This window comes from Bradyrhizobium sp. USDA 4449 (assembly GCF_054056275.1).
In genome coordinates, this window is record NZ_JBSRYD010000001.1 from 925,865 (window position 1) to 945,568 (window position 19,704).

General features: G+C 64.4%; 27 protein-coding genes and 1 riboswitch. Of the genes, 16 read left to right on the forward strand and 11 right to left on the reverse strand.

The window, feature by feature from the left end; all coding sequences use genetic code 11:
- Positions 1-45: 45 nt before the first annotated feature.
- On the reverse strand, positions 46-282 hold the full coding sequence (locus ACVIIW_RS04340) for a hypothetical protein (RefSeq protein ID WP_456699605.1): 237 nt from the start codon (positions 280-282) through the stop codon (positions 46-48).
- A gap of 227 nt (positions 283-509) precedes the next feature.
- Between ACVIIW_RS04340 and ACVIIW_RS04345 the strand changes: the two genes are divergently transcribed.
- The 5 genes from ACVIIW_RS04345 to ACVIIW_RS04365 all read left to right on the forward strand — a co-directional run bounded on the left by ACVIIW_RS04345 (position 510) and on the right by ACVIIW_RS04365 (position 3,444).
- Positions 510-788 (forward strand): hypothetical protein, encoded by a 279-nt coding sequence (locus ACVIIW_RS04345; protein WP_456699606.1) that lies wholly within the window; start codon positions 510-512, stop codon positions 786-788.
- A 185-nt stretch (positions 789-973) separates the two neighbouring features.
- Complete coding sequence (locus tag ACVIIW_RS04350; protein WP_456699607.1) at positions 974-1,414, forward strand: nuclear transport factor 2 family protein; 441 nt, start codon at positions 974-976, stop codon at positions 1,412-1,414.
- A 212-nt stretch (positions 1,415-1,626) separates the two neighbouring features.
- Positions 1,627-2,544, forward strand: a complete 918-nt coding sequence (locus tag ACVIIW_RS04355; protein ID WP_456699608.1) for a hypothetical protein — start codon at positions 1,627-1,629, stop codon at positions 2,542-2,544.
- A gap of 172 nt (positions 2,545-2,716) precedes the next feature.
- Entirely contained in the window at positions 2,717-3,145 is a 429-nt protein-coding gene (locus ACVIIW_RS04360; protein WP_092230134.1) for a hypothetical protein, read from the forward strand.
- 161 nt (positions 3,146-3,306) lie between these two features.
- A complete protein-coding gene (locus ACVIIW_RS04365) occupies positions 3,307-3,444 on the forward strand; it encodes a hypothetical protein (protein ID WP_456699609.1) in 138 nt (45 codons plus the stop codon).
- Between the two features lie 41 nt (positions 3,445-3,485).
- Here ACVIIW_RS04365 and ACVIIW_RS04370 read toward each other — a convergent pair whose 3' ends face one another.
- The 3 genes from ACVIIW_RS04370 to ACVIIW_RS04380 all read right to left on the reverse strand — a co-directional run bounded on the left by ACVIIW_RS04370 (position 3,486) and on the right by ACVIIW_RS04380 (position 4,764).
- Positions 3,486-3,632 (reverse strand): hypothetical protein, encoded by a 147-nt coding sequence (locus ACVIIW_RS04370; RefSeq protein WP_456699610.1) that lies wholly within the window; start codon positions 3,630-3,632, stop codon positions 3,486-3,488.
- A 200-nt stretch (positions 3,633-3,832) separates the two neighbouring features.
- Positions 3,833-4,312 carry a MaoC family dehydratase gene (locus ACVIIW_RS04375; RefSeq protein WP_456699611.1) on the reverse strand — a complete coding sequence of 160 codons (480 nt, stop codon included), beginning with the start codon at positions 4,310-4,312 and terminating at the stop codon, positions 3,833-3,835.
- Positions 4,312-4,764, reverse strand: coding sequence for a MaoC family dehydratase (locus ACVIIW_RS04380; RefSeq protein ID WP_456699612.1), 453 nt, complete (start codon positions 4,762-4,764; stop codon positions 4,312-4,314). Before ACVIIW_RS04380 ends, ACVIIW_RS04375 begins: the two co-directional genes overlap by 1 nt.
- Positions 4,765-4,924: 160 nt before the next feature.
- Here ACVIIW_RS04380 and ACVIIW_RS04385 point away from each other — a divergent pair, with 160 nt between their 5' ends.
- Positions 4,925-5,221 (forward strand): DUF4282 domain-containing protein, encoded by a 297-nt coding sequence (locus ACVIIW_RS04385; protein WP_456699613.1) that lies wholly within the window; start codon positions 4,925-4,927, stop codon positions 5,219-5,221.
- An 18-nt stretch (positions 5,222-5,239) separates the two neighbouring features.
- Here the strand turns inward: ACVIIW_RS04385 and ychF are convergent, their stop codons facing one another.
- The 4 genes from ychF to ACVIIW_RS04405 all read right to left on the reverse strand — a co-directional run bounded on the left by ychF (position 5,240) and on the right by ACVIIW_RS04405 (position 8,261).
- Positions 5,240-6,337: a redox-regulated ATPase YchF gene (gene ychF / locus ACVIIW_RS04390; RefSeq protein ID WP_456699614.1), complete on the reverse strand. Its 1,098-nt coding sequence runs from the start codon at positions 6,335-6,337 to the stop codon at positions 5,240-5,242.
- Between the two features lie 5 nt (positions 6,338-6,342).
- On the reverse strand, positions 6,343-6,948 hold the full coding sequence (gene pth / locus ACVIIW_RS04395) for an aminoacyl-tRNA hydrolase (RefSeq protein WP_456699615.1): 606 nt from the start codon (positions 6,946-6,948) through the stop codon (positions 6,343-6,345).
- Positions 6,949-7,009: 61 nt separating this feature from the next.
- Positions 7,010-7,735: a 50S ribosomal protein L25/general stress protein Ctc gene (locus ACVIIW_RS04400; RefSeq protein ID WP_456699616.1), complete on the reverse strand. Its 726-nt coding sequence runs from the start codon at positions 7,733-7,735 to the stop codon at positions 7,010-7,012.
- A gap of 265 nt (positions 7,736-8,000) precedes the next feature.
- Positions 8,001-8,261: an accessory factor UbiK family protein gene (locus tag ACVIIW_RS04405; protein WP_456699617.1), complete on the reverse strand. Its 261-nt coding sequence runs from the start codon at positions 8,259-8,261 to the stop codon at positions 8,001-8,003.
- 195 nt (positions 8,262-8,456) lie between these two features.
- Here ACVIIW_RS04405 and ACVIIW_RS04410 point away from each other — a divergent pair, with 195 nt between their 5' ends.
- The 8 genes from ACVIIW_RS04410 to ACVIIW_RS04445 all read left to right on the forward strand — a co-directional run bounded on the left by ACVIIW_RS04410 (position 8,457) and on the right by ACVIIW_RS04445 (position 16,128).
- The gene (locus ACVIIW_RS04410; protein ID WP_456699618.1) at positions 8,457-9,194 is read left to right on the forward strand and encodes a dienelactone hydrolase family protein; all 738 of its coding nucleotides are present in this window, start codon (positions 8,457-8,459) and stop codon (positions 9,192-9,194) included.
- 8 nt (positions 9,195-9,202) lie between these two features.
- Positions 9,203-10,045 carry a prolipoprotein diacylglyceryl transferase gene (lgt, locus tag ACVIIW_RS04415; protein ID WP_456699619.1) on the forward strand — a complete coding sequence of 281 codons (843 nt, stop codon included), beginning with the start codon at positions 9,203-9,205 and terminating at the stop codon, positions 10,043-10,045.
- A gap of 18 nt (positions 10,046-10,063) precedes the next feature.
- On the forward strand, positions 10,064-11,182 hold the full coding sequence (locus ACVIIW_RS04420) for a class I SAM-dependent methyltransferase (RefSeq protein WP_456699620.1): 1,119 nt from the start codon (positions 10,064-10,066) through the stop codon (positions 11,180-11,182).
- Positions 11,182-11,949 carry a peptidoglycan editing factor PgeF gene (gene pgeF / locus ACVIIW_RS04425; protein WP_456699621.1) on the forward strand — a complete coding sequence of 256 codons (768 nt, stop codon included), beginning with the start codon at positions 11,182-11,184 and terminating at the stop codon, positions 11,947-11,949. Before ACVIIW_RS04420 ends, pgeF begins: the two co-directional genes overlap by 1 nt.
- A gap of 184 nt (positions 11,950-12,133) precedes the next feature.
- The gene (locus tag ACVIIW_RS04430; protein ID WP_456699622.1) at positions 12,134-12,754 is read left to right on the forward strand and encodes a hypothetical protein; all 621 of its coding nucleotides are present in this window, start codon (positions 12,134-12,136) and stop codon (positions 12,752-12,754) included.
- A 194-nt stretch (positions 12,755-12,948) separates the two neighbouring features.
- The gene (locus ACVIIW_RS04435) at positions 12,949-13,902 is read left to right on the forward strand and encodes a ribose-phosphate pyrophosphokinase (protein WP_456699623.1); all 954 of its coding nucleotides are present in this window, start codon (positions 12,949-12,951) and stop codon (positions 13,900-13,902) included.
- Between the two features lie 166 nt (positions 13,903-14,068).
- Entirely contained in the window at positions 14,069-15,097 is a 1,029-nt protein-coding gene (locus ACVIIW_RS04440; protein WP_456699624.1) for a putative zinc-binding metallopeptidase, read from the forward strand.
- Positions 15,094-16,128, forward strand: a complete 1,035-nt coding sequence (locus tag ACVIIW_RS04445) for a D-alanine--D-alanine ligase family protein (RefSeq protein ID WP_456699625.1) — start codon at positions 15,094-15,096, stop codon at positions 16,126-16,128. The genes ACVIIW_RS04440 and ACVIIW_RS04445 overlap by 4 nt, the downstream gene beginning before the upstream one ends.
- A gap of 43 nt (positions 16,129-16,171) precedes the next feature.
- On the opposite strand, the gene ACVIIW_RS04450 is transcribed toward ACVIIW_RS04445, so the two are convergent.
- Positions 16,172-16,717 carry a 6,7-dimethyl-8-ribityllumazine synthase gene (locus ACVIIW_RS04450; RefSeq protein WP_456699626.1) on the reverse strand — a complete coding sequence of 182 codons (546 nt, stop codon included), beginning with the start codon at positions 16,715-16,717 and terminating at the stop codon, positions 16,172-16,174.
- Between the two features lie 74 nt (positions 16,718-16,791).
- Positions 16,792-16,950, reverse strand: a riboswitch (FMN riboswitch).
- Positions 16,951-17,364: 414 nt separating this feature from the next.
- On the opposite strand from ACVIIW_RS04450, the gene ACVIIW_RS04455 reads away from it, so the two are divergent.
- Together ACVIIW_RS04455 and proC are read left to right on the forward strand one after the other, a co-directional pair.
- Entirely contained in the window at positions 17,365-17,865 is a 501-nt protein-coding gene (locus ACVIIW_RS04455; protein ID WP_456699627.1) for a YbjN domain-containing protein, read from the forward strand.
- Between the two features lie 186 nt (positions 17,866-18,051).
- Complete coding sequence (gene proC / locus ACVIIW_RS04460) at positions 18,052-18,876, forward strand: pyrroline-5-carboxylate reductase (protein ID WP_456699628.1); 825 nt, start codon at positions 18,052-18,054, stop codon at positions 18,874-18,876.
- A 3-nt stretch (positions 18,877-18,879) separates the two neighbouring features.
- On the opposite strand, the gene ACVIIW_RS04465 is transcribed toward proC, so the two are convergent.
- Together ACVIIW_RS04465 and ACVIIW_RS04470 are read right to left on the reverse strand one after the other, a co-directional pair.
- Positions 18,880-19,272 carry a thioesterase family protein gene (locus tag ACVIIW_RS04465; RefSeq protein WP_456699629.1) on the reverse strand — a complete coding sequence of 131 codons (393 nt, stop codon included), beginning with the start codon at positions 19,270-19,272 and terminating at the stop codon, positions 18,880-18,882.
- A gap of 111 nt (positions 19,273-19,383) precedes the next feature.
- Positions 19,384-19,587 (reverse strand): tautomerase family protein, encoded by a 204-nt coding sequence (locus ACVIIW_RS04470; RefSeq protein WP_008144861.1) that lies wholly within the window; start codon positions 19,585-19,587, stop codon positions 19,384-19,386.
- Positions 19,588-19,704 lie beyond the last annotated feature (117 nt).

Genomic DNA, 19,704 nt, shown 5'->3' on the forward strand with positions numbered 1-19,704 from the left:
GGTTGGGTGCATCATTCAGTGATCTTGTCGGAGAGCGACAGGCGCTTACAGCTTGCCCTGGCCGTTCACCTGGCTCTGCTGTTGCTGCTGCCTGTCCTGCTCGTTGGCGCGATGGCGGCCGTAGAGGCAGCCGGCGGCGGCGCCGAGCATGCCGTGATGGCCGGCATAATGGCCGGCCACGCCGCCGACGATGGCGCCCTTGATGCAGCCCTTGGCGTTGGCGGCGGAGCTTGCGCCCAGCATGAGGAGCGCGGCGGTGATCGCGATGAGCGGGGATTTCATGATTGTCTCCTGCGGTGTCCGGCGTCTCAACGAACACAAACGCGCTGGGTTCCCGCACTCGCCGCGTGGCGAGACGCGCTCACATGCACGGCGTCAAGATGTCCGCCGTCATCCCGGCGAAGGCCAGGTCGGCACGGGGAGTGAGCACTGTCGCGGGCTTGAACCTCCCTCGCCTGTCCTTCGACTGATCAGGGGACGTTGGGAACGCCGGCTGGGGATCGGTGCCGATGAAAGTTGCGTTGCTTGCAATGTTGGGACTGTTCCTGGGCGCATTGGGCGGAGCCGCGCTCGGCATCGGGGCCGGGCTCGCCTGGGTCGAGATCGCGCATACGACGCGTTTCGAAGGCTATAGCGGCATGCTGGTGTTTTTCACCTTCATGCCGGTGGGGGCCGCCATCGGCGGGATCGGCGGCGGGGTGCTGTTCGCCCTGCTGGCCATGCGCGACGACGTCATCGCGGTTGAGCCGGGGTCCGCGACCGAGCCGGCCCGTGGCCGGGACCGGTAAAATTGCGGGGTTCTATTGTAAATCTCACATTTCGCGCTCACTTGCGCATTGCAAAAACGTGATTTGAGTTTTTCCGGAAATCCCGTATTTGTTCGTATACGAATGAATTGACCGGCCCTTCGGCACCTTGCTGTGCACGGGGTTGTTTTCCGTTTTTCTGCAAGCCAGTTTCAGGACGCCCCAAAATGACGGAGCACAGTCTCTGGCGTTTCTCGCGTGCGTTGCACCGCGCGATCAACGACCGGCATTTCGACGATATCGAGGCCCTGATCGACGAGGACGTCGAGTGGGCGATCTACGGTCCGATCGACATGTTTCCGTTCCTGGGCGCGCGCCAGGGCAAGGCGGCCGTGCTCCAGGTCATCCGCCAGCTCGCCGACAATTTCCGCGTCCGCCGCTTCGACCGCGAGAGCATCATGCTGGGCATCGATTCCGCCTCCTCGATGCTGCGCTATTCGCTGACGGCCCTCGATTCCGACAAGCCGATCAGCTTGCGCGTGGCGCAGTTCGCCCAGTTCAGGGCTGACAGGCTCGTCAGCATGCGGGTGCTGGTCGATACGTTCGATCTGGTCGAGCAGGCACTCGGCCGCGCCATTCATCTGCCAAGGATGACCGGCGTCGGCTGAGCGGGACACCAACGGGCTCCGCAATGCGGGACCGGTCGATTGATGCTACCGCGACTTCGTCATGGCCTCCAGCCCCGCCGGACGGCGTCGTGGACAAGCTCGTCGTCGGGCGCGCGCCTTTCGCGCGGCCCGTTGGTTCGCTATTCTGAACGCCACAATTTCGCAACGATAGTTCCGCATCTTCCGCGCGAACTGGGCTCGCGGGCAAGGCAATGGAATTCTCGACAGGTTTAGGCCGGATCAGGCTGCCGCTGGCGGCCGCGTTCATTTTTGGCTCGATGCTGACGGCCCAGGCGCAGATCATTCCGCCCTTCTCCCCCGCCCCCGGTGCGGTCACGCCTGATGACGAGGAGGCCGAGCTCGCCGAGACGGCCCCTGACGTCAACGACGCCGACGTGCTCAAGGGGATCGACGTCGACAAGCTCGACTGGAGCCAGCTCGCCATCGACGCCGGCACGCTCAACGACATCATGGCCGCCAAGAAGCGCGCGAAGGCCGCCGCCGCCAGCGGCATGAATTGGTCGACCAACGTCAATGCCAACGGCTCCTCGGCCGTCACGGTGAAGCAGTCGGTGTCGCCGTTCTGGGACACCCGCATCGGCGCCGACATGACCGTGACGAAAGAGCCGACCACGATGTCGGAGCTGCTGGCGGAGAAGGCCGCCAATGGCGGCAACCTGCCGCAATCCTCCGGCACCGCCTGGGCCGCCGCCACCGCGCCGGGCGCCGGCGTCGTCTGGGACAAGACCGCGGTGGAAGCCCGCGTCGATCCCGGCACCGAGCAGAGCAAGCTCGCGGCGTCGCTGACCAAATCGCTGCCGCTGTCGGGCGATACGTCGCTGACGCTGCAGAACGGCTACAGCGTCAACCAGCAGGGCACCGCGGCGCTGCCCGGCGTCGGCGGGCACATCAATTACGAGACCGACCAGTCTGCCAAGGTGACCCTCACCGACACCGGCACCAGCATCACTGCCGGCCAGACCATGTCGACCAACGACGACAAATGGCTGCGCAAGGTCGGCGCCGAGCAGAAGCTGTTCGACAACGTCACCGTCTCCGGCTCGGTCGGCGAGACCTCGCAAGGCGCGATCAGCAAGAGCGTGACGGCCGGATTCAAGAAGAGCTGGTGAGCCTTCTTTAGACTCTCGTAACCATGCGCCACGGCAAAGCCCCCGAATGGTCCGGCCTTGCCGCATCTCGGCCCCGTTGCGGTCAAAATCCGACGCCCAGATGCGCCGGCCTGACACACATCGTCGTGCGGGGGACACTCGCGCTGCGCTCAACGCGAACAGGGGAATAACGATGAACGCCATGCGTCCGGAAAAGACCGAGACCACCGAGACCGAGACGGTCGACAGCAACCTCGCCGCCGTGACGGAAGTCGAAGCCGGCATCCGCGATTTCGTCCGCAACGATATCGCCTATCTGCGCCGGCCCGCCGCGACCACCACGGCCACGGATTCGCCGCCGCTCGATCCCAGCGCGGAAGCAACCGTCACCAACGTCAACTCGCTGATCCAGCGCGTCGCGGGCACCTCGCTTGCCGAGATCGAGAATCTGATCTCCGAGCTCGAAAGCCTGCGCGACCTGCTCCACGCCGAAGGCCAGCGCGTCCAGCGCGAGATCTCCGGCTACGCCCAGCTGAGCCAAGCCGCGATGAAGTCGACCCGCATGATCGCCGACAACGTCGCTCAGTGGAAGCGCGCCGCCGACGGCCTGCGCAACAGCTGATCGCGCCGACCCCGGCATCACCAGCCGCCGCGTTCCGGAAGGGACGCGGCGGTTTTGATTCCGGATGGAGTTCGTGCTCAACCGTGAACCGTCCGCCCCGCTCCGGCGACCAATGCCTTGGTGCCCGTGCCGCCGACGGCCGGGCCTCGGGGACATCTCAGATGGAAAGCATTCGGCCCGATAACACGGACCCGATACCGTTGCGGCCCGCGCCGAACCAGTTCGGGACCATCATGCTGCGCTTTGTCGGGCTGCTGGCTGTTGCAATCGGGATCTTGGCGCTCGTCTACAGCCGCTGAAGGCGAAGGCCGCGTCGCGGCTCCCAGAAGTTAACGAGGCCTTAACGGCTCGCTTCGACCGTCGAGGCTTCCAGGGTGTAGGCGCCGTCGGCGTAACCCTTCACCACCATCCCGGCCACCAGCATCACGGCCAGGGTCGTGGTAGCGAAGATGAATCCGACCAGCTTGAGTGCGCCGCGGTCTGCCATTGTTCTCGTCCCCTGTACTCTGCCCAGTTCGTTCAAATAGACAGCGACAGGTTCATAATTGGTTAGCAACTCGATGGTTCCGGCAGCCGCTTTGCGAGCGCCAGCCATCTTGGGGAGGCTTATGGCAGCCACCCGGAATCGCGTCCATAGCGCGCGGGCAACACTCGCGCGCTGTTTTTGTCGTTCATTCTGGAACTGGTCTAACCGCCCTTCCGCATCGGCACGAACGCGCTGGCGGTGATGGAATACACCTCCTCGCCGCGCTGGTTGGTGCCGGTGGTGCGGGCAGTCAGAATGCCCCACCCAGGGCGCGAGGCGGAGCTGCGCTTGTCGATGACGACATTTGCGTAACTCACGGTATCGCCTGACAGCACCGGCCTGATCCAGCGCAGATCGCGAAAGCCCGGTGACGGGCCCCACACCGCGACCTCCTCGCCGCGTGCTGCGGCTTCCCGCGCCTGACGCTGGCCGTCGGCGACAAGCAGGCTCATGCAGGCCGAGCCGACATGCCAGCCGGACGCAGCGAGCCCACCAAATAGCGAATTCTTGCCCTCCTCCTCGTCGAGATGGAAGCGCTGCGGATCGAACTTGGCGGCGAAGGCCTTGATGGATTCCGCAGTGAATTTATAGCTGCCGATGTCGCGACGCTGCCCGATCTCGATCTCTTCGAAGAACCGCATCAGACCGCTCCCGCGCGCCGTTCGATCAGGATCGGCGAGACCATCTCGCCGAGCGCTTCGCCCCTGCCGTTGCGCACCGTGCATTTGAACTTGACGATGCCGAGATTCGGACGGCTCTTCGAGGTACGGGCCTCGAGCACGTCAACATCCAGTGTCAGGTCGTCGCCCGGTCTGAGTGGCGACAGCCAACGCACTTCATCGACCCCGGGAGATCCGAGCGACGCGGCACGGGTAATGAACCCGTCGGCCATCATCCGCATCATCAGCGAGCAGAGGTGCCAGCCGGAGCCGGAGAGGCCGCGCAGCATGCTTTTGCCGGCAGCCTCGTCATCGAGGTGCATCGGCTGCGGATCGAACTCGGCGGCAAACGCCAAAATCTCGTCGCGGCTGACGTGGCGCGGGCCGAACGTTCCATAGCGGCCGGGCGGGAAATCTTCGAATGTCAGGGTCATCTCGGAAAAGCTTTGCGGGAAGGACAGATTGTGGCCGCACTTTGCGGCAATCTCAACCGGCCGGTCCGCATGGCTCGTGCTACATTCAGCGAGTAGGGTCAGACCTGTCTCATCGTCTGCTGGCGCGGCCGGGGGGCGCGATCCGGCACGGGGGAGAGAGATGTTTTCATTCAGCGACCTGTTTCAATGGGACCGCTTCATCACGCCGACGATCATCAAGACCTTCTACTGGCTGGTGATCGGCGTGATCTGCCTGTTCGGGCTCTCCGGAATCTTTGCCGGCCTCACCGCGATGGCAATCAGCCCGTTTGCCGGGTTCCTCGTCGTGCTGGAATCGATCGCGGGCGTCGTCGTCGGCATCGTGTTCTCGCGCATCGCCGCGGAATTGATCCTGATCGTGTTTCGCATCAACGAGCATCTCGGCGCGATCAGGGATCAGGGCGGCGGGATGCGGTGAGGCACCCCGCTTCGCGCCTTACGTATTGAACCGGAAGTGCATCACGTCGCCGTCGGCGACGACGTATTCCTTGCCTTCCAGGCGAAGCTTGCCGGCATCGCGGGCGCCAGCTTCACCGTTGAAGGCGATATAGTCCGAATAGGCAATGGTCTCGGCGCGAATGAAGCCCTTCTCGAAATCGGTGTGGATGACACCGGCGGCGCCCGGCGCCTTGGTGCCACGATAGATGGTCCAGGCCCGCGCTTCCTTCGGGCCGACAGTGAAATAGGTGATGAGATCGAGCAGCGTGTAGCCGGCGCGGATCAGGCGATCGAGGCCGGCTTCTTCCAGACCCAGCGTCTCCAGGAAGTCGGTGCGCTCGTCGCGCGAGATGGTCGCGATTTCGGATTCGATCTTGGCGGAGATCACGACGGCCACGGCGCCTTCCTTCGCCGCCTGCTCCTGCACAGCCTTGGAGAACGAATTGCCGGTCGCAGCCGAGCCTTCCTCCACGTTGCAGACATAGAGCACGGGCTTGGACGACAGCAAGCCGAGCATGCCGAAAGCACGCTCCTCCTCCGCCTTGCGCTCCACGAGCCGCGCGGGCTTGCCGTCGCGCAGCAGCACCAGCGTGCGGTTGACGAGGTCGAGCTGCTCCTTGGCGTCCTTGTCGTTGCCCTTGGCCTTTTTGGTCAGGTTGTCGACGCGCTTCTCGAGGCTGTCGAGGTCGGCGAGCATCAACTCGGTCTCGATGGTCTCGATGTCGGCGAGCGGGGCGATCTTGCCCTCGACATGGGTGATGTCGGAATCTTCAAAGCAACGCACCACATGCGCGATGGCGTCGACCTCGCGGATGTTGGCCAGGAACTGGTTGCCGAGACCCTCACCCTTCGAAGCGCCGCGCACGAGGCCGGCGATGTCGACGAAGGTCAGGCGGGTCGGAATGATCTGCGCCGATTTGGCGATCGCCGACAGCTTGTCGAGCCGCGGATCGGGCACGGCGACCTCGCCGACGTTGGGCTCGATGGTGCAGAACGGATAGTTCGCGGCCTGCGCCGCAGCCGTCTCGGTCAACGCATTGAACAAGGTCGACTTGCCGACATTGGGCAATCCGACGATTCCGCATTTGAATCCCACGAGCGTTATTCCTTGCCGTTTTCGTCCTTGGTCAAAAATCCCTTCGCCTGCATCGCCAGATGCACCCTGTTGGCGAAGGTCGCGTCCGTGCCCTTGGCGATCAGTGCGGCGTGCTCGGCCACCGCGTCGCAGAGCGTCGTCACCCAGTCGTTGTCGGCCTTGGCGAAGTCCGACAGGACATGGCCGTGCACCATCTCCTTGACGCCGGGATGACCGATGCCGAGCCTGACACGGCGATACTCGTTGCCGATATGCGCCGAGATCGAGCGCAGGCCATTGTGGCCGGCGATGCCGCCGCCGATCTTCACCCGCACCTTGCCCGGCGGCAGCTCGAGCTCGTCGTGAAACACCGTGGTGTCGCCGGGCGCGATCTTGAAGAAGCTCGCCGCTTCCTGAACGCTGCGGCCGGACTCGTTCATGTAGGTCGTGGGCTTGAGCAGGATCACGCGCTCAGTGCCGAGCGTGCCTTCCGAAGTCTCACCCTGAAAGCGACGGCGCCATGGTGCGAAACCATGACGCCGCGCAATCTCGTCGACGGCCATGAAGCCGATATTGTGCCGGTTACGTGCGTATTTCGCGCCGGGATTGCCGAGCCCAACAAAGAGTCGCATGACGCGGCGCGCCCCTCAGCCGGAGCGCGATCGGAGATCACGCGCCGGCTCTTTTGAGAGATTACTTCTTCTTGTCGCCGCCGGCGGGAGCCTTGGCAGCAGCCGCAGGCGCAGCAGCCCCCGCAGCCGGAGCCGCAGCGCCAGCTGCCGGAGCAGCCGCCGCGCCGGGAGCCGCGCCACCGGCAGCAGCCGCAGCAGCGGCCTTCTGCTCTTCGGCGTAGCCGGACGGCGGCACGATGGTGACCAGGGTCGCGTCCTCGCGGGTCAGCGCCTTCACGCCAGCCGGCAGCTTGATGTCAGACAGATGCAGCGAGTGACCGATTTCGAGCGAGCCGACGTCGGCCTCGATGTACTGCGGGATGCTCTCGACGCCGCATTCGAGCTCGATCGCGTGGGCAACGATGTTGACGGTGCCGCCGCGCTTCACGCCGGGCGAACCTTCCGCCTTCACGACATGCAAGGGAACGCTGATGCGAATGGTAGCGCCTTCGCCGAGCCGCATGAAGTCGACATGGATCGGGAAGTCCCTGACCGGATCGAGGTGGTAGTCGCGCGGAATCACGCGATGCTTCTTGCCCTCGAGGTCGATGTCGACCAGCGTGGTCAGGAACCGGCCGGCCAGAATGCGCTGGCGCAGTTCGCGATCTTCGATCGAGATCGTGACGGGGGGCTGGTTGTTACCATAGATCACTCCGGGCACTCTGCCGGCGCGACGCTCAGCCCGGGCGGCCCCCTTGCCGCTCTTCGGACGTGCGGTCGCCTTCAATTCCTTGACGGTCGTCGCCATAGTCTAAGTCCTTGTTTTTGCAAAAGTTAATGGGCCGCAGCGCGGCCCATGGCATGGTCCACAGCAAGCCTCCAGGGGTGCGGGGGCCGTGAACGTGGCGGGCTTTTACCCGGAAGATGCGGAAATGACAAGGAAATGCGGGGATTTTTTGCGGGGGCCGGTCTGGCCCGGAACACTGTCATGGCCGGGCTTGGCCCGGCCATCCAGGAGTTGCGAGGTGGGAGGATAGACGTGGATGCCCGGGACAAGCCCGGGCATGACGACCTCAGCCGGTGGCCCCGCCGAGCTTGGCCTCCAGCGCCGCGATGCGTGCCTTCAGGGTCTCGTTCTCCTCGCGCGCCAGGCGGGCCATGTCCTTGACCGCCTCGAACTCCTCGCGCTTGACCAGGTCCATGTCGCGCAGGAATTTTTCAGCCTGGTTGCGCATGACAGTGTCGAACTCGCGCTTGACGCCCTGAGCCGCACCGGCGGCATCGTTCATCATGCGGCCGATCTCGTCGAAAAACCGGTTGGTGGTCTGGGTCATGTCGGTCTCCTGTATCGGTCGCTTATCGATCTGGTGGCGGCCCCGATAAACTTTGCGCGAACACGTGGAAAGACAATGGCAATCCGCGGTGACAGGTTCAAGGGCCGCGCCGCGGTATCCTTGTCATGCCCCGGTTTCCTTGCAATCGTATTCAACGTCCCGGCATAACGGGAATCACAACGCGGAACGCAAGACATGATCGAGCAGCAGATCGCAATCCCCACCAGGGACGGCCACACCGCGACCTTCATCGTCCATCCCGAACGCGGCGGACCGTTCCCGGTGATCCTGTTCTATATGGACGCGCCGGCGATCCGCGAAGAGCTGCGCGACATGGCCCGCCGGCTCGCGACCTCCGGCTATTACGTGATGCTGCCGAACCTCTATTACCGCTCCGGCGTGATGGAGCTCGGCGCGCTGCCGGCCGACCCGGACGCGCCGGAGCGCAAGCGCATGTTCGCGCTGATGGGCTCACTGACCATTCCCATGATCATGGACGACACGCGCGCGCTGCTCACCTATGCCGAGGGTCAGACGGCTGCGAACAGCAAAATTGTCGGCACCGTCGGTTACTGCATGAGCGGACGCTACGCCATCAACACCGCCACGCACTTCCCTGAAAGCGTCAAGGCCGCCGCCTCGATCTACGGTGTGCAGCTCGCGACCGACCAGGATGACAGCCCGCATCTCGCGGCCAGCAAGACCAAGGCTGAGCTGTATTTCGCCTGCGCCGAGACCGATATCTACGCGCCGCCGGAGATTATCGAGAAGGTCAAGCAGGGCATGAGCGGCGCGAAAGCCGAGGTCGAGGTCTATCCCGGCACGCATCACGGCTTCGCCTTCCCCAAGCGCCCGGTCTATGACCGCGACGCCGCCGAGCGGCATTGGGAGCGGCTGCTGGCGCTCTATCGCCGCAATCTCGTCCAGCAATAGCAGGCGCGATGCCCCCTCTGCTCATCGACTTCCCGTCCTTCAACCCGATCGCGGTCGCGATCGGGCCGTTCGCGATCCGCTGGTACGCGCTCGGCTATATCTGCGGGATCACGTTCGGCTGGCTGTATGCACGTTCACTGATCAAGAAGGACAGGCTATGGGCCGGCGCATCGCCGATCAGCCTGACGCAGATCGACGATTTCATCCTGTGGGTGACGCTCGGCATCATTCTCGGCGGCCGCACCGGTTACGTGCTGTTCTACAATCTGCCGTTCTTCACCGAGCATCCGGCGGCCATCTTCAAATTGTGGGAAGGCGGCATGTCGTTCCACGGCGGCTTTCTCGGCTGCGTCGTGGCGGTGATATGGTTCGCCCGGAAGAATGGCATCTCGATCCTGTCGCTCGGCGACATCACCTGCGGCGTTGCGCCGATCGGAATTTTCCTGGTGCGACTGACCAACTTCATCAACGGGGAGCTGTGGGGCCGCGCAGCCGACCCGAGTCTGCCCTGGGCCATGGTCTTTCCGACCGGCGGTGATGTGCCGCGCCATCCGAGCCAGCTTTACGAAGCGGGCATGGAGGGCGTCCTGCTGTTCGTCGTGCTCGCGGTGATGATCCGAAGGGGGGCCTTGAAGCGTCCCGGCATGATCCTCGGTGCCTTCATCCTGGTCTATGGCCTGGCACGGATCATCGGCGAGCATTTCCGCGAGCCCGACGTTCAGCTCGGTTATCTCTGGGGCGGATTAACCATGGGTATGCTGTTGTCGATCCCGATGCTTATTGTCGGCAGCATACTCATTGTATTGGCTCTCAGGCGCGGCGCGCCGAGGGCCACCGAAGCCGTTCGTTAATTCATTTCGAGAAGACACGTGACCGAACAGCCCCTGCTCAACGAGATCAAGGCATTGATCAAATCGTCAGGCCCCATGCCGGTCTGGCGATACATGGAAGCGTGCCTGATGCATCCGCGCTACGGCTATTACGTCTCGCGCGATCCGCTCGGGCGCGAAGGCGACTTCACCACTTCGCCCGAAGTCAGTCAGATGTTCGGCGAACTGCTGGGGTTGTGGACGGCCTCGGTCTGGAAACAGATGGGCTCGCCGCAATCCCTGCGACTCATCGAGATCGGTCCCGGCCGCGGCACCATGATGGCCGACGCGTTGCGCGCACTGCGCGTGCTCCCACCGCTCTATCAGGGGCTCCGCATTCATCTGGTCGAGGTCAATCCGGTCCTGCGCGAGCGGCAGCAGGCGACCTTGTCGGGCGTACGCAACAATGTCTCCTGGCACGACACTATCGACGACGTGCCTGAAGGACCGGCAGTCATTCTCGCCAACGAATATTTCGACGTGCTGCCGATCCACCAGATGGTGAAGCGCGAAGACGGCTGGCATGAGCGCGTGATCGAGATCGATCCGAACGGCAAGCTCCAGTTCGGCGCCGCATCCGAGCCGACGCCGCGCTTCGACGTGCTGCTGCCGCCCCTTGTGCGGGCGGCGCCGGTCGGCGCAGTGTTCGAATGGCGGCCCGATACGGAGATCATGAAGCTCGCCACGCGCGTGCGCGACCAGGACGGCGCGGCGCTGATCATCGACTACGGCCATCTGCGCAGCGATGCCGGCGACACTTTCCAGGCGATCGCGCGTCACAGCTTCACCGATCCGCTGAAGGCTCCCGGCCAGGCCGACGTCACCGCCCATGTCGACTTTCAGGCGCTGGCGCGGGCGGCCGAAGACGTCGGCGCGCGCGTGCACGGGCCGGTGACGCAAGGTGACTTCCTCAAGCGCATCGGTATCGACACCCGCGCGGCGGCGCTGATGCAGAAGGCGACGCCTGAAGTCGCCACCGACATTTCGGTGGCGCTGAAGCGGCTGACCGACACCGGGCGCGGCGGCATGGGCGCGATGTTCAAGGTGCTCGGCGTCTCCGAGCCGCGGCTGACGGGCCTTGCCGGCCTCAGCGATCTGGAACCGGGCGGAGGCAATTGATGACCGTCACGTCGTCGCTGCTGTCGGCGGTGCCCGGCCTGCGCCATTCCTTCTTCACGCGTGAAGGGGGCGTCTCCAGTGGGATCTATGCCGCGCTGAACGGCGGGCTCGGCTCCTACGACGATCAGGCCCTGGTTGCAGAGAACCGCCGCCGTATGGCCGAGCATGTCGGCGTCGCAGCCGACCGCTTCCTCAGCCTGCACCAGATCCACTCCCCCGACGTGCTCGTTGCCGACGCGCCATGGCCGAGCGGACCGCGGCCGAAGGGTGATGCGCTGGTGACCCGAACGCCGGGCATCGCGCTCGGCGTCTCCACCGCCGATTGCGGCCCGGTGCTGTTCGTCGACCCCGATGCCCGCGTGATCGGCGGCGCACATGCCGGCTGGAAAGGCGCGCTGACCGGCGTGCTCGAGTCCACGATTGCGACGATGGAGAAACTCGGCGCCTCGCGCAGCGGCATCATCGCCGCGATCGGTCCCTTGATCCGGCAGGACAGCTATGAGGTCGGCAACGAGTTCGTTGAACGCTTCATCGAGGCGGATGCCGAGAATGCTGCATTCTTCATCCCGTCGGTGCGCGAGGGCCACGCGATGTTCGATCTCGCCGGCTTCATCCGCAGGCGGCTGGAAGCCGCCGGCATTCTGATGATCGACGACCTCGGTCTCGATACCTACGCGGACGAACGCTTCTTCAGCTATCGCCGTTCGGTGCATCGCAAAGAGTCGGACTACGGCCGCCACGTCCACGCGATCGCGCTGGAAGGGTGAACACAAGAGCAACACACTGTGTCATTCCGGTGCTCGCGAAGCGAGAACCCGGAATCCATCGCTCAGCAGTTGACGCGGCGAAACGAATTCCAGGCTCGCGCCGAGAGGCGCGCCGGGGAATGACAGTGGTCTGTGGCGCCTCTGCCCTAGACCTTAATCGATTTTAACGATATCGCTGCCCTCAATGAGGGAAGCGTCATCCAACTTGCGCCATGCGGGCTCGCGCGTGCTGGCGGTCGTGCTGCTGACGGCAGCGACTGTGCTGGCCGGCTGTGCCGGCGGCAACGCGCCCGCCAACTCCTACGCGATGGCGACGCCGAGCGCCGGCTCCGGCGCGACGGTGGCATTCGAGTCCATTGACGGACCGCCGCCGCAGGTGTTCGACCGCATGGTCGGCGTGCTCGACAGCGAATCCAAGCTGCGCAGTCTCTCGATCGTTTCCCGCGAGGGGACGGCCGCCTACCACGTGCGCAGCTACCTCTCCGCCCAGGTGGTGCGCGGCAGGACCGTGATCGCCTGGGTCTGGGACGTCTACGACGCCAACCAGCAGCGTGCGCTACGGCTGTCCGGCGAGGAACCAACCACAGCCAAGGGCGGCCGCGACCCCTGGCAGGCTGCCGACGATCTGGTGCTGCGGAAGATCGCCCAAGCCGGATTCAGCGGACTTTCCAATATGATCAATGGTGCGCCGACCGATGCGCCAGGTTCGGTTCCGGACCTGCGCGGACCTGCCGTGGCCAGCGTCACGCCGGAGGCTGCGGCGCCGGCGATGCCGGCCGGAGCGCTCAGTTATGCCCAGCAATAACCACCGCTAAACCACGGGCCCGGTTTACCGCCAAGCTGTTGGCCCGACTCAGGGTTTTCAGAGGGAAAACGTAGCATCCCGGGTTGCCATTGCGGCCTCTCGCCTGATATTTCCTCGCCCGTCGTAACCGTGCTGCCAGTGGGTATTTTCTGATGTTGAACGTCGTATCCAGCAAAGCGCGGGAGGAAGCGTCCATGTCGGCCAAGAACGGCTCCATCAAGCTTGTCGCCGGCAACTCCAATCCGGCTCTCGCGCTAGCCATCGCGCAGGGCCTCGATGTGCCGCTGACCAAAGCGGTGGTGCGGCGCTTCGCCGACATGGAGATCTTCGTCGAGGTCCAGGAGAACATCCGCGGCTCGGATGCCTTCATCATCCAGTCGACCTCGTTTCCGGCGAACGACAATCTGATGGAGCTACTGATCATCACCGACGCGCTGCGCCGCTCATCGGCGCGCCGCATCACCGCCGTGATCCCCTATTTCGGCTATGCCAGGCAGGACCGCCGCTCCGGCTCGCGCACGCCAATCTCGGCCAAGCTCGTTGCCAATCTGATCACCCATGCCGGCGTCGACCGCGTCATGACGCTCGACCTGCACGCCGGACAGATCCAGGGCTTCTTCGATATCCCGACCGACAATTTGTTCGCCGCGCCCGTGATGGTGCGTGACATCCGCGAACGTTTCGACCTCGGCAAGGTGATGGTGGTCTCGCCCGACGTCGGCGGCGTGGCCCGCGCCCGCGGCCTCGCCAAGCGCATCAACACCCCGCTCGCGATCGTCGACAAACGCCGCGAACGACCGGGTGAGTCGGAGGTCATGAACGTGATCGGCGACGTCTCCGGCTACAGTTGCATCCTGGTCGACGACATCGTCGATTCCGGCGGCACGCTGGTGAACGCAGCCGATGCGCTGATCGCCAAGGGCGCCAAGGAGGTCTACGCCTACATCACCCACGGCGTGCTCTCCGGCGGCGCGGCCGCCCGCATCGCCGGTTCGAAGCTGAAAGAGCTCGTCATCACCGATTCGATCCTGGCCACGGAAGCGGTGACCAAGGCGCCGAACATCCGCACGCTGCCGATCGCCAGCCTGATCTCCGACGCCATCGCGCGCACCGCGGCGGAAGAGTCGGTCTCGAGCCTGTTCGACTGATCACGCTGACTTCTTAGGGTGGGTCAGCCGTGGAGATGCGCAAAGCGCATCTGCTCGGCGTAACCCAGCCTACGGCATCGAACCCTGGCGCGCCGCCCCCACGGGTTGTTGCCGGCGGCTACCCATGACATCATCGTGACATTGAGTCATCCCCTCTGGATACCTGATGCCGCGCCGGAAACTCGCTTGGGAAAAGCTGTCGGATGACGAGCTGCTCAAGCAGCGCCTCTCCAGCCTGAAAGTTAAGGTCGAAGGCACCTGGCTCGCGGATTGCGTCGCCGCGCTGCACGAGGAGATGGAAGAGCGCGGCATCCGGCTGCGGCCGCATACTTGGATCTCGAGCGAATGGTTCAGCCCGGGTGACGTGCCCGGAATCGCGATTCCGTTCTATCTCGCCCATCCGCGCCTGATGAAGCTCGAGAAGAAGATGATGTTCGACGTCGAGGGCGGCACCTGGCGCGAGTGCATGGCCATCCTTCGTCACGAGGCCGGCCATGCCGTGCAGCACGGCTTCCAGTTGCAGCGCCGGCGGCGCTGGCAGCAGCTGTTCGGACCGTCTTCGAAGCACTATCCACGCTATTATCGGCCCAACCCGGCGAGCCGGCGTTACGTCCAGCACCTCAGGCTCTGGTACGCGCAGAGCCACCCGGACGAGGATTTCGCCGAAACGTTTGCGGTGTGGTTGCGACCGCGCTCGAACTGGCGGACGCGATATGCCGGCTGGCCGGCGCTGAGAAAGCTTGAATATGTCGACGAGCTGATGGGCGAGATCGCGGGAAAGCGACCTGTCATCACCACGCGAGAACGCGTCGATCCGTTGGGCCAGCTCAGCCAGACGCTGGAAGACCACTACAAGAAGAAGCAGGCCTTCTACGCCTTCACGCCGCCGAAGACCTACGATCGCGACCTGTCCCGGCTGTTTTCCGCCGATCCACGGCATCATCGGTCCCGGCCCGCAGCGAGCCTGATCCGGCGGCACCGTGGCCGGATCAGGCAATTGGTCGCGCGATGGACCGGCGAGAACCAGCTCACCCTCGATGCCGTGCTCGACGACATGATCTCCCGCTGCCGCGAGCTCGACTTGCGCGCGGTGGGTCCCGAACAGAAGCTCGTTCTCGATTTCACCGTCCTCGTGACCGCCAAGACGATGCACGCACTGTTCGGCCCGTCTCGGCGCAAATGGATCGCGCTATGAGACGACTCCGTGTTCTCGTGCTGATGCATCCGGACTTCGTGCCCCCGGACTCCTCCGACGGCTACACGGCGCGGGAGATCAACAACTGGAAAACGGAATACGACGTCGTCAGCACCTTGCGCGCGGCCGGCCATGAGGTCCGCGCACTCGGCGCGCAGGAGGAAATCAGGCCGGTCCGCGAAGCAATCGAGGAGTTCAAGCCGCACGTGGTGTTCACGCTGCTGGAGGAATTCCACTACAACGTCGCCTACGATCAGCACATCGCCAGCTATCTCGAGCTGATGAAGGTCCCCTATACCGGGTGCAACCCGCGTGGCCTGATCCTGGCGCGCGGCAAGGACCTGTCCAAGACGCTGGTCCATCACCGCCGGATCGCGGTCCCGGCCTTCGCCGTTTTCCCGATGCGGCGCAAGGTCAAGCGGCCAAAGCATCTTGCGTTGCCGCTGATCGTCAAGAGCCTCAACATGGATGGATCTGCCGGCATCTCGCAGGCCTCCATCGTCGATACCGACGAAAAGCTCGCGGAGCGCGTCGCCTTCATCCATGATCGGAGCGAAACGGCCGCCATCGCCGAACAGTTCATCGAAGGCCGCGAGCTCTATGTCGGCGTGCTCGGCAACAACCGGCTGCGCGTGCTGCCGGTCTGGGAATTGAAGTTCGGCAGCATGGGCGGGCGCAGTTCACGCCATATCGCCACCGAAAAAGCCAAGCACGACACCGACTATCAGGAGCGCGTCGGCATCGTCGACGGACCGGCGAAGGATCTCGCGCCCGAAGTCACCGCGCGCATCCAGCGTGCCGCGAAACGCATCTACCGGGCGCTTGGCCTCGACGGCTACGCGCGCATCGATTTCCGCCTCGCTGCCGACGGCACGCCGTATTTCATCGAAGCCAACCCCAACCCCGAGATCGCCAAGAGCCAGGAGTTCGCTACAGCGGCTCAACATGACGGGCTGAAATACAAGGAGCTGCTACATCGAATCCTGACCCTCGGGATCAGCCGCGCCAAGGCCGGGGTGTCGCTGGGGTGAGCTACGCGCTCCTCAGGAAGAGGAGCGCGAGTCTTTGCGACTGCTATACAATCCCCGCCGCGACCTGGCCGCGCAGCCGCTCCAGGCCGTGCAACGTCTCCGCACAGGCGGCTGCGACCTCGATGCCCTTGATCGTGAAGTGCCTGCGGAAGAAATCGTAGTGCACCTCGGTCTCGTGGAATTGCTGCGGCGTCAGCACGGCGGAGAACACCGGCACCTCGGTGCGCAGCTGCACGTCCATCAGCGCCTTGATCACGGTGTCGGCGACGAACTCGTGACGATAGATGCCGCCGTCAACGACGAGGCCCGCTGCGACGATGGCGGTGTAGCGCCGCGTCTTGGCGAGGACCTGCGCATGCAGCGGGATCTCGAACGAGCCCGGCACCTCGAACACGTCGACGTGGGTGAGATGGCGTGCCTCGGCCTCCTTCAAGAAGGCAATGCGGGCTTCCGCGACCACGTCGCGGTGCCAGCAGGCCTGCACGAAGGCCACCCGCTGTGGTTTTGCGAAGCGGGGATGCTCGGTCACTGGAACCGGCGGTTGTGCTTGGGAGGTTTCGGTTTGGGGATCTTGCAGCATCTGATTCATGGCTTTCCTCTTCAGGACCAGAATCAGGGCACACGGAACGACAGACAGCCGCATCCTGCGATGCGTCTGCCACCGACCGTTCTCTTTCATCCGGACTTTAACCGTCGGCTTCGGAGTTGCACCGAATCTGCTGACCCTTCCCCTCAGCCAAAACCTTGGGGAAGGCGCTCGCGGGCTTGGGCCTTTCGGCCCTTACCGCCGGTGGGGACTTTCACCCCGCCCTGAGAACATCGGCCGTTCGGGATGAACGACCTGACCGGAAATATGACGCCGGTCCGCGGCCACAGCAAGCCTGTTCCGACCCAAAAAGCCGCATGGTCCCATTCCGCTGGAGCGAGACGGCCCCCGCAGGGCGGAATTAACGATTGAGCCGGCGGCCGGCTCGATCCGATTCCGGTTTGTTCTCAAATTAATAATTGTGTCCGAGATGAGCTGTGGACGAACGAGTCCTGGCTTGTGGACGGACTCGCGACCCAGTTGCGCAGATTCCGCAAATCACATCAGTTGATCCGCGACAAGCCCGCGCTGGTCCGAGGATCGCTGAAAGCGACTCCGAAGAGATTGCCCTTAACCAGGTTAAGGAAGCGCGCGCCGGACCAACCGCGTGCGTATCTAAAGACAACAAGAAGGCAAGAGGTCGAGACGGCATGTCCCTGCTCGAAGGCACTATCGATTCCAAAAGCCATCCCCTCGCGGTGGTCGAGGATATCGCTGCCAGCAACAACTGGCCGTTCGAACGCTCCGGCGAAGACGAACTGACCATTGTCTCGAAGGGACAATGGACCGACTACCAGATCTCTTTCACGTGGATGGGCGAGATCGAAGCGCTGCATCTGGCCTGCGCATTCGACATGAAGATTCCGGTCGCGCGGCGCGGCGAGGTGCAGCGATTGGTTGCGGCCGTCAACGAGCAATTGTGGATCGGCCATTTCGACCTCTGGACCAACACCGGCATGATCATGCACCGTCAGGCGCTGGTGCTGCCCGGCGGTCTCACGGCCTCGGCCGCGCAATGCGAAGCCATGCTCGCCGGCGCCATCCATGCCTGCGAACGCTACTTCCCGGCGTTCCAGTTCGTGGTGTGGGCGGGCAAGACCACGGCGCAGGCCATGGACGCGGCGATGTTCGATACGGTGGGCGAGGCGTAAGGCCCGCGTCCGATACGGCGGGGGACGGATAGCTTCCTCTCACCCGTCGTCCTGGCGAAAGCCAGGAGCGATACCGCAAGGTCTCTCGGTCGCCCGCGATGCTTGTTGCTCCGGCCGCCATCCACTAAAACCTCCTCGGGGTCATGCGCCCTGGCTTTCGCCAGGACGGCGGATTTGGCGGCAGCGATGGCAAACAACACACTCCAAGACATCACCGGCACCATCCTGCTCGCCGGCGCCGGCAAGATGGGCGGCGCGATGCTGACCGGCTGGCTGGCGGGCGGGCTCGATCCACGGCGCGTTGCGGTGATCGATCCGCACGTTTCGCCCGGGATCACCGCGCTGGCTGCCAAGGGCGTTGCGGTCAATCCCGACATGAAGACAGCAGGCACCGTCGAGACGATGGTCGTCGCGGTGAAGCCGCAAATGTTCCGCGAGGCCGGCGCCGGGCTGAAATCGTTTGTTTCGGAGAAGACCTCCGTCGTCTCGATCATGGCGGGAACCACGATCGCTTCGCTCGAGGAGGTCTGCGGCGGGGCGGTCGTGCGCGCGATGCCGAACACGCCGGCCGCGATCGGGCGCGGCATCACGGTGGCCGTCGCCGCGAAGAATGTCAGCACCTCACAGCGCAGGGTGGCCGATGCGTTGCTGCGCGCCACCGGCTCGGTCGAATGGGTCGAGGATGAAGGCCTGATGGATGCGGTGACCGCCGTGTCCGGTTCGGGGCCGGCCTATGTATTCCTGCTCGCCGAAGAGCTCGCGCGTGCCGGCGTCGAGGCGGGATTGCCCGAAGCGCTCGCGACCAAGCTCGCGCGCGAAACCGTGGCGGGCTCCGGTGAGCTGTTGCATCAGTCGGACCTTCCCTCCAGCACCTTGCGCCAGAACGTCACCTCGCCCGGCGGCACTACCGCGGCGGCCCTCGGCGTCCTGATGGGCGAGCCGGGCCTGCGCGACCTCATGATCCGCGCGATTGCGGCAGCGACGAAGCGATCGAGGGAACTGGCGAAGTAGAGATTACGCGCCGAGCCGCTTGTTGAACATCTCGACATTCACAAGCCCGCGCGCGTGACGTCCCTCGCCGAGCTTGCGCGCGCCCTCGAACGCTTCAACGTCGAAGCGGATGACCCGGCGCTCGACGGCGATCACTTTCGCGGTGGTCCGGACCGTGGCGCCGACGAGGGCGGCCGCGAGATGGCGGATGTCGACTTCGGTGCCGACGGTGACCCAGCCCGCCTGAAGCGCAGGGCGGATCGCATCGCCCGCCGTCATCTCCATCTCCAGGATCATCATCGGGGTCGCATAGACCATCGGCATATCAGGCACGAAATGCCCGACCGTGCGTTCCACCGGGACCACCAGCGTGCGCTCGGCGCTCATGCCGACCTTGATGAAATCACGTGCGTCCATGGTGCTCGCTCGTCGTTCCGGGGCGCGCGACGCGCGAACCCGGAACCAGAAATTGCGGATCGAGAGTCCGGGTTCAGCCCTCGCGGGCTGCCCCGGAATGAGGCTAACGCGTCACTTCTTCGCAGCCGCCGCGCGTTCCACGAAGGTCTTGCCGCCCTTCATCTTGTGGCGGAGCGGGGCTTCGTTGATCTGGATGACGACGGCATCGGCGTCGACGCCGAGATTCTTCACCAGCGCCTGTGTGATGTCGCGCATCATGCCGGCCTTCTGCTCGTCGGTGCGGCCTTCGGCCATGCTGACGGTAATCTCAGGCATATCATTTCTCCTCTCGCCTCTCCGTCATGGCCGGGCTTGTCCCGGCCATCCACGGACTTCGCCATCAAACAAGACGTGGGTGCCCGGGACAAGCCCGGGCACGACGATCGAAACGAA

Bases quoted from the DNA above. Each gene is read 5' to 3' on its own strand.
- ACVIIW_RS04355 (WP_456699608.1), top strand. From the start codon at position 1,627: ATGGAATTCTCGACAGGTTTAGGCCGGATCAGGCTGCCGCTGGCGGCC.
- ACVIIW_RS04450 (WP_456699626.1), bottom strand. From the start codon at position 16,717: ATGAATCAGATGCTGCAAGATCCCCAAACCGAAACCTCCCAAGCACAA.
- ACVIIW_RS04350 (WP_456699607.1), top strand. From the start codon at position 974: ATGACGGAGCACAGTCTCTGGCGTTTCTCGCGTGCGTTGCACCGCGCG.
- ACVIIW_RS04465 (WP_456699629.1), bottom strand. From the start codon at position 19,272: ATGGACGCACGTGATTTCATCAAGGTCGGCATGAGCGCCGAGCGCACG.
- ACVIIW_RS04410 (WP_456699618.1), top strand. From the start codon at position 8,457: ATGATCGAGCAGCAGATCGCAATCCCCACCAGGGACGGCCACACCGCG.
- ACVIIW_RS04400 (WP_456699616.1), bottom strand. From the start codon at position 7,735: ATGGCGACGACCGTCAAGGAATTGAAGGCGACCGCACGTCCGAAGAGC.
- ACVIIW_RS04405 (WP_456699617.1), bottom strand. From the start codon at position 8,261: ATGACCCAGACCACCAACCGGTTTTTCGACGAGATCGGCCGCATGATG.
- pgeF (WP_456699621.1), top strand. From the start codon at position 11,182: ATGACCGTCACGTCGTCGCTGCTGTCGGCGGTGCCCGGCCTGCGCCAT.
- ACVIIW_RS04370 (WP_456699610.1), bottom strand. From the start codon at position 3,632: ATGGCAGACCGCGGCGCACTCAAGCTGGTCGGATTCATCTTCGCTACC.
- ACVIIW_RS04345 (WP_456699606.1), top strand. From the start codon at position 510: ATGAAAGTTGCGTTGCTTGCAATGTTGGGACTGTTCCTGGGCGCATTG.
- lgt (WP_456699619.1), top strand. From the start codon at position 9,203: ATGCCCCCTCTGCTCATCGACTTCCCGTCCTTCAACCCGATCGCGGTC.
- ACVIIW_RS04365 (WP_456699609.1), top strand. From the start codon at position 3,307: ATGGAAAGCATTCGGCCCGATAACACGGACCCGATACCGTTGCGGCCC.
- ACVIIW_RS04430 (WP_456699622.1), top strand. From the start codon at position 12,134: ATGAGGGAAGCGTCATCCAACTTGCGCCATGCGGGCTCGCGCGTGCTG.
- pth (WP_456699615.1), bottom strand. From the start codon at position 6,948: ATGCGACTCTTTGTTGGGCTCGGCAATCCCGGCGCGAAATACGCACGT.
- ACVIIW_RS04380 (WP_456699612.1), bottom strand. From the start codon at position 4,764: ATGACCCTGACATTCGAAGATTTCCCGCCCGGCCGCTATGGAACGTTC.
- ACVIIW_RS04445 (WP_456699625.1), top strand. From the start codon at position 15,094: ATGAGACGACTCCGTGTTCTCGTGCTGATGCATCCGGACTTCGTGCCC.
- ACVIIW_RS04340 (WP_456699605.1), bottom strand. From the start codon at position 282: ATGAAATCCCCGCTCATCGCGATCACCGCCGCGCTCCTCATGCTGGGC.
- ACVIIW_RS04375 (WP_456699611.1), bottom strand. From the start codon at position 4,312: ATGCGGTTCTTCGAAGAGATCGAGATCGGGCAGCGTCGCGACATCGGC.
- ACVIIW_RS04440 (WP_456699624.1), top strand. From the start codon at position 14,069: ATGCCGCGCCGGAAACTCGCTTGGGAAAAGCTGTCGGATGACGAGCTG.
- ACVIIW_RS04435 (WP_456699623.1), top strand. From the start codon at position 12,949: ATGTCGGCCAAGAACGGCTCCATCAAGCTTGTCGCCGGCAACTCCAAT.
- ACVIIW_RS04455 (WP_456699627.1), top strand. From the start codon at position 17,365: ATGTCCCTGCTCGAAGGCACTATCGATTCCAAAAGCCATCCCCTCGCG.
- ACVIIW_RS04360 (WP_092230134.1), top strand. From the start codon at position 2,717: ATGAACGCCATGCGTCCGGAAAAGACCGAGACCACCGAGACCGAGACG.
- ACVIIW_RS04385 (WP_456699613.1), top strand. From the start codon at position 4,925: ATGTTTTCATTCAGCGACCTGTTTCAATGGGACCGCTTCATCACGCCG.
- ACVIIW_RS04470 (WP_008144861.1), bottom strand. From the start codon at position 19,587: ATGCCTGAGATTACCGTCAGCATGGCCGAAGGCCGCACCGACGAGCAG.
- proC (WP_456699628.1), top strand. From the start codon at position 18,052: ATGGCAAACAACACACTCCAAGACATCACCGGCACCATCCTGCTCGCC.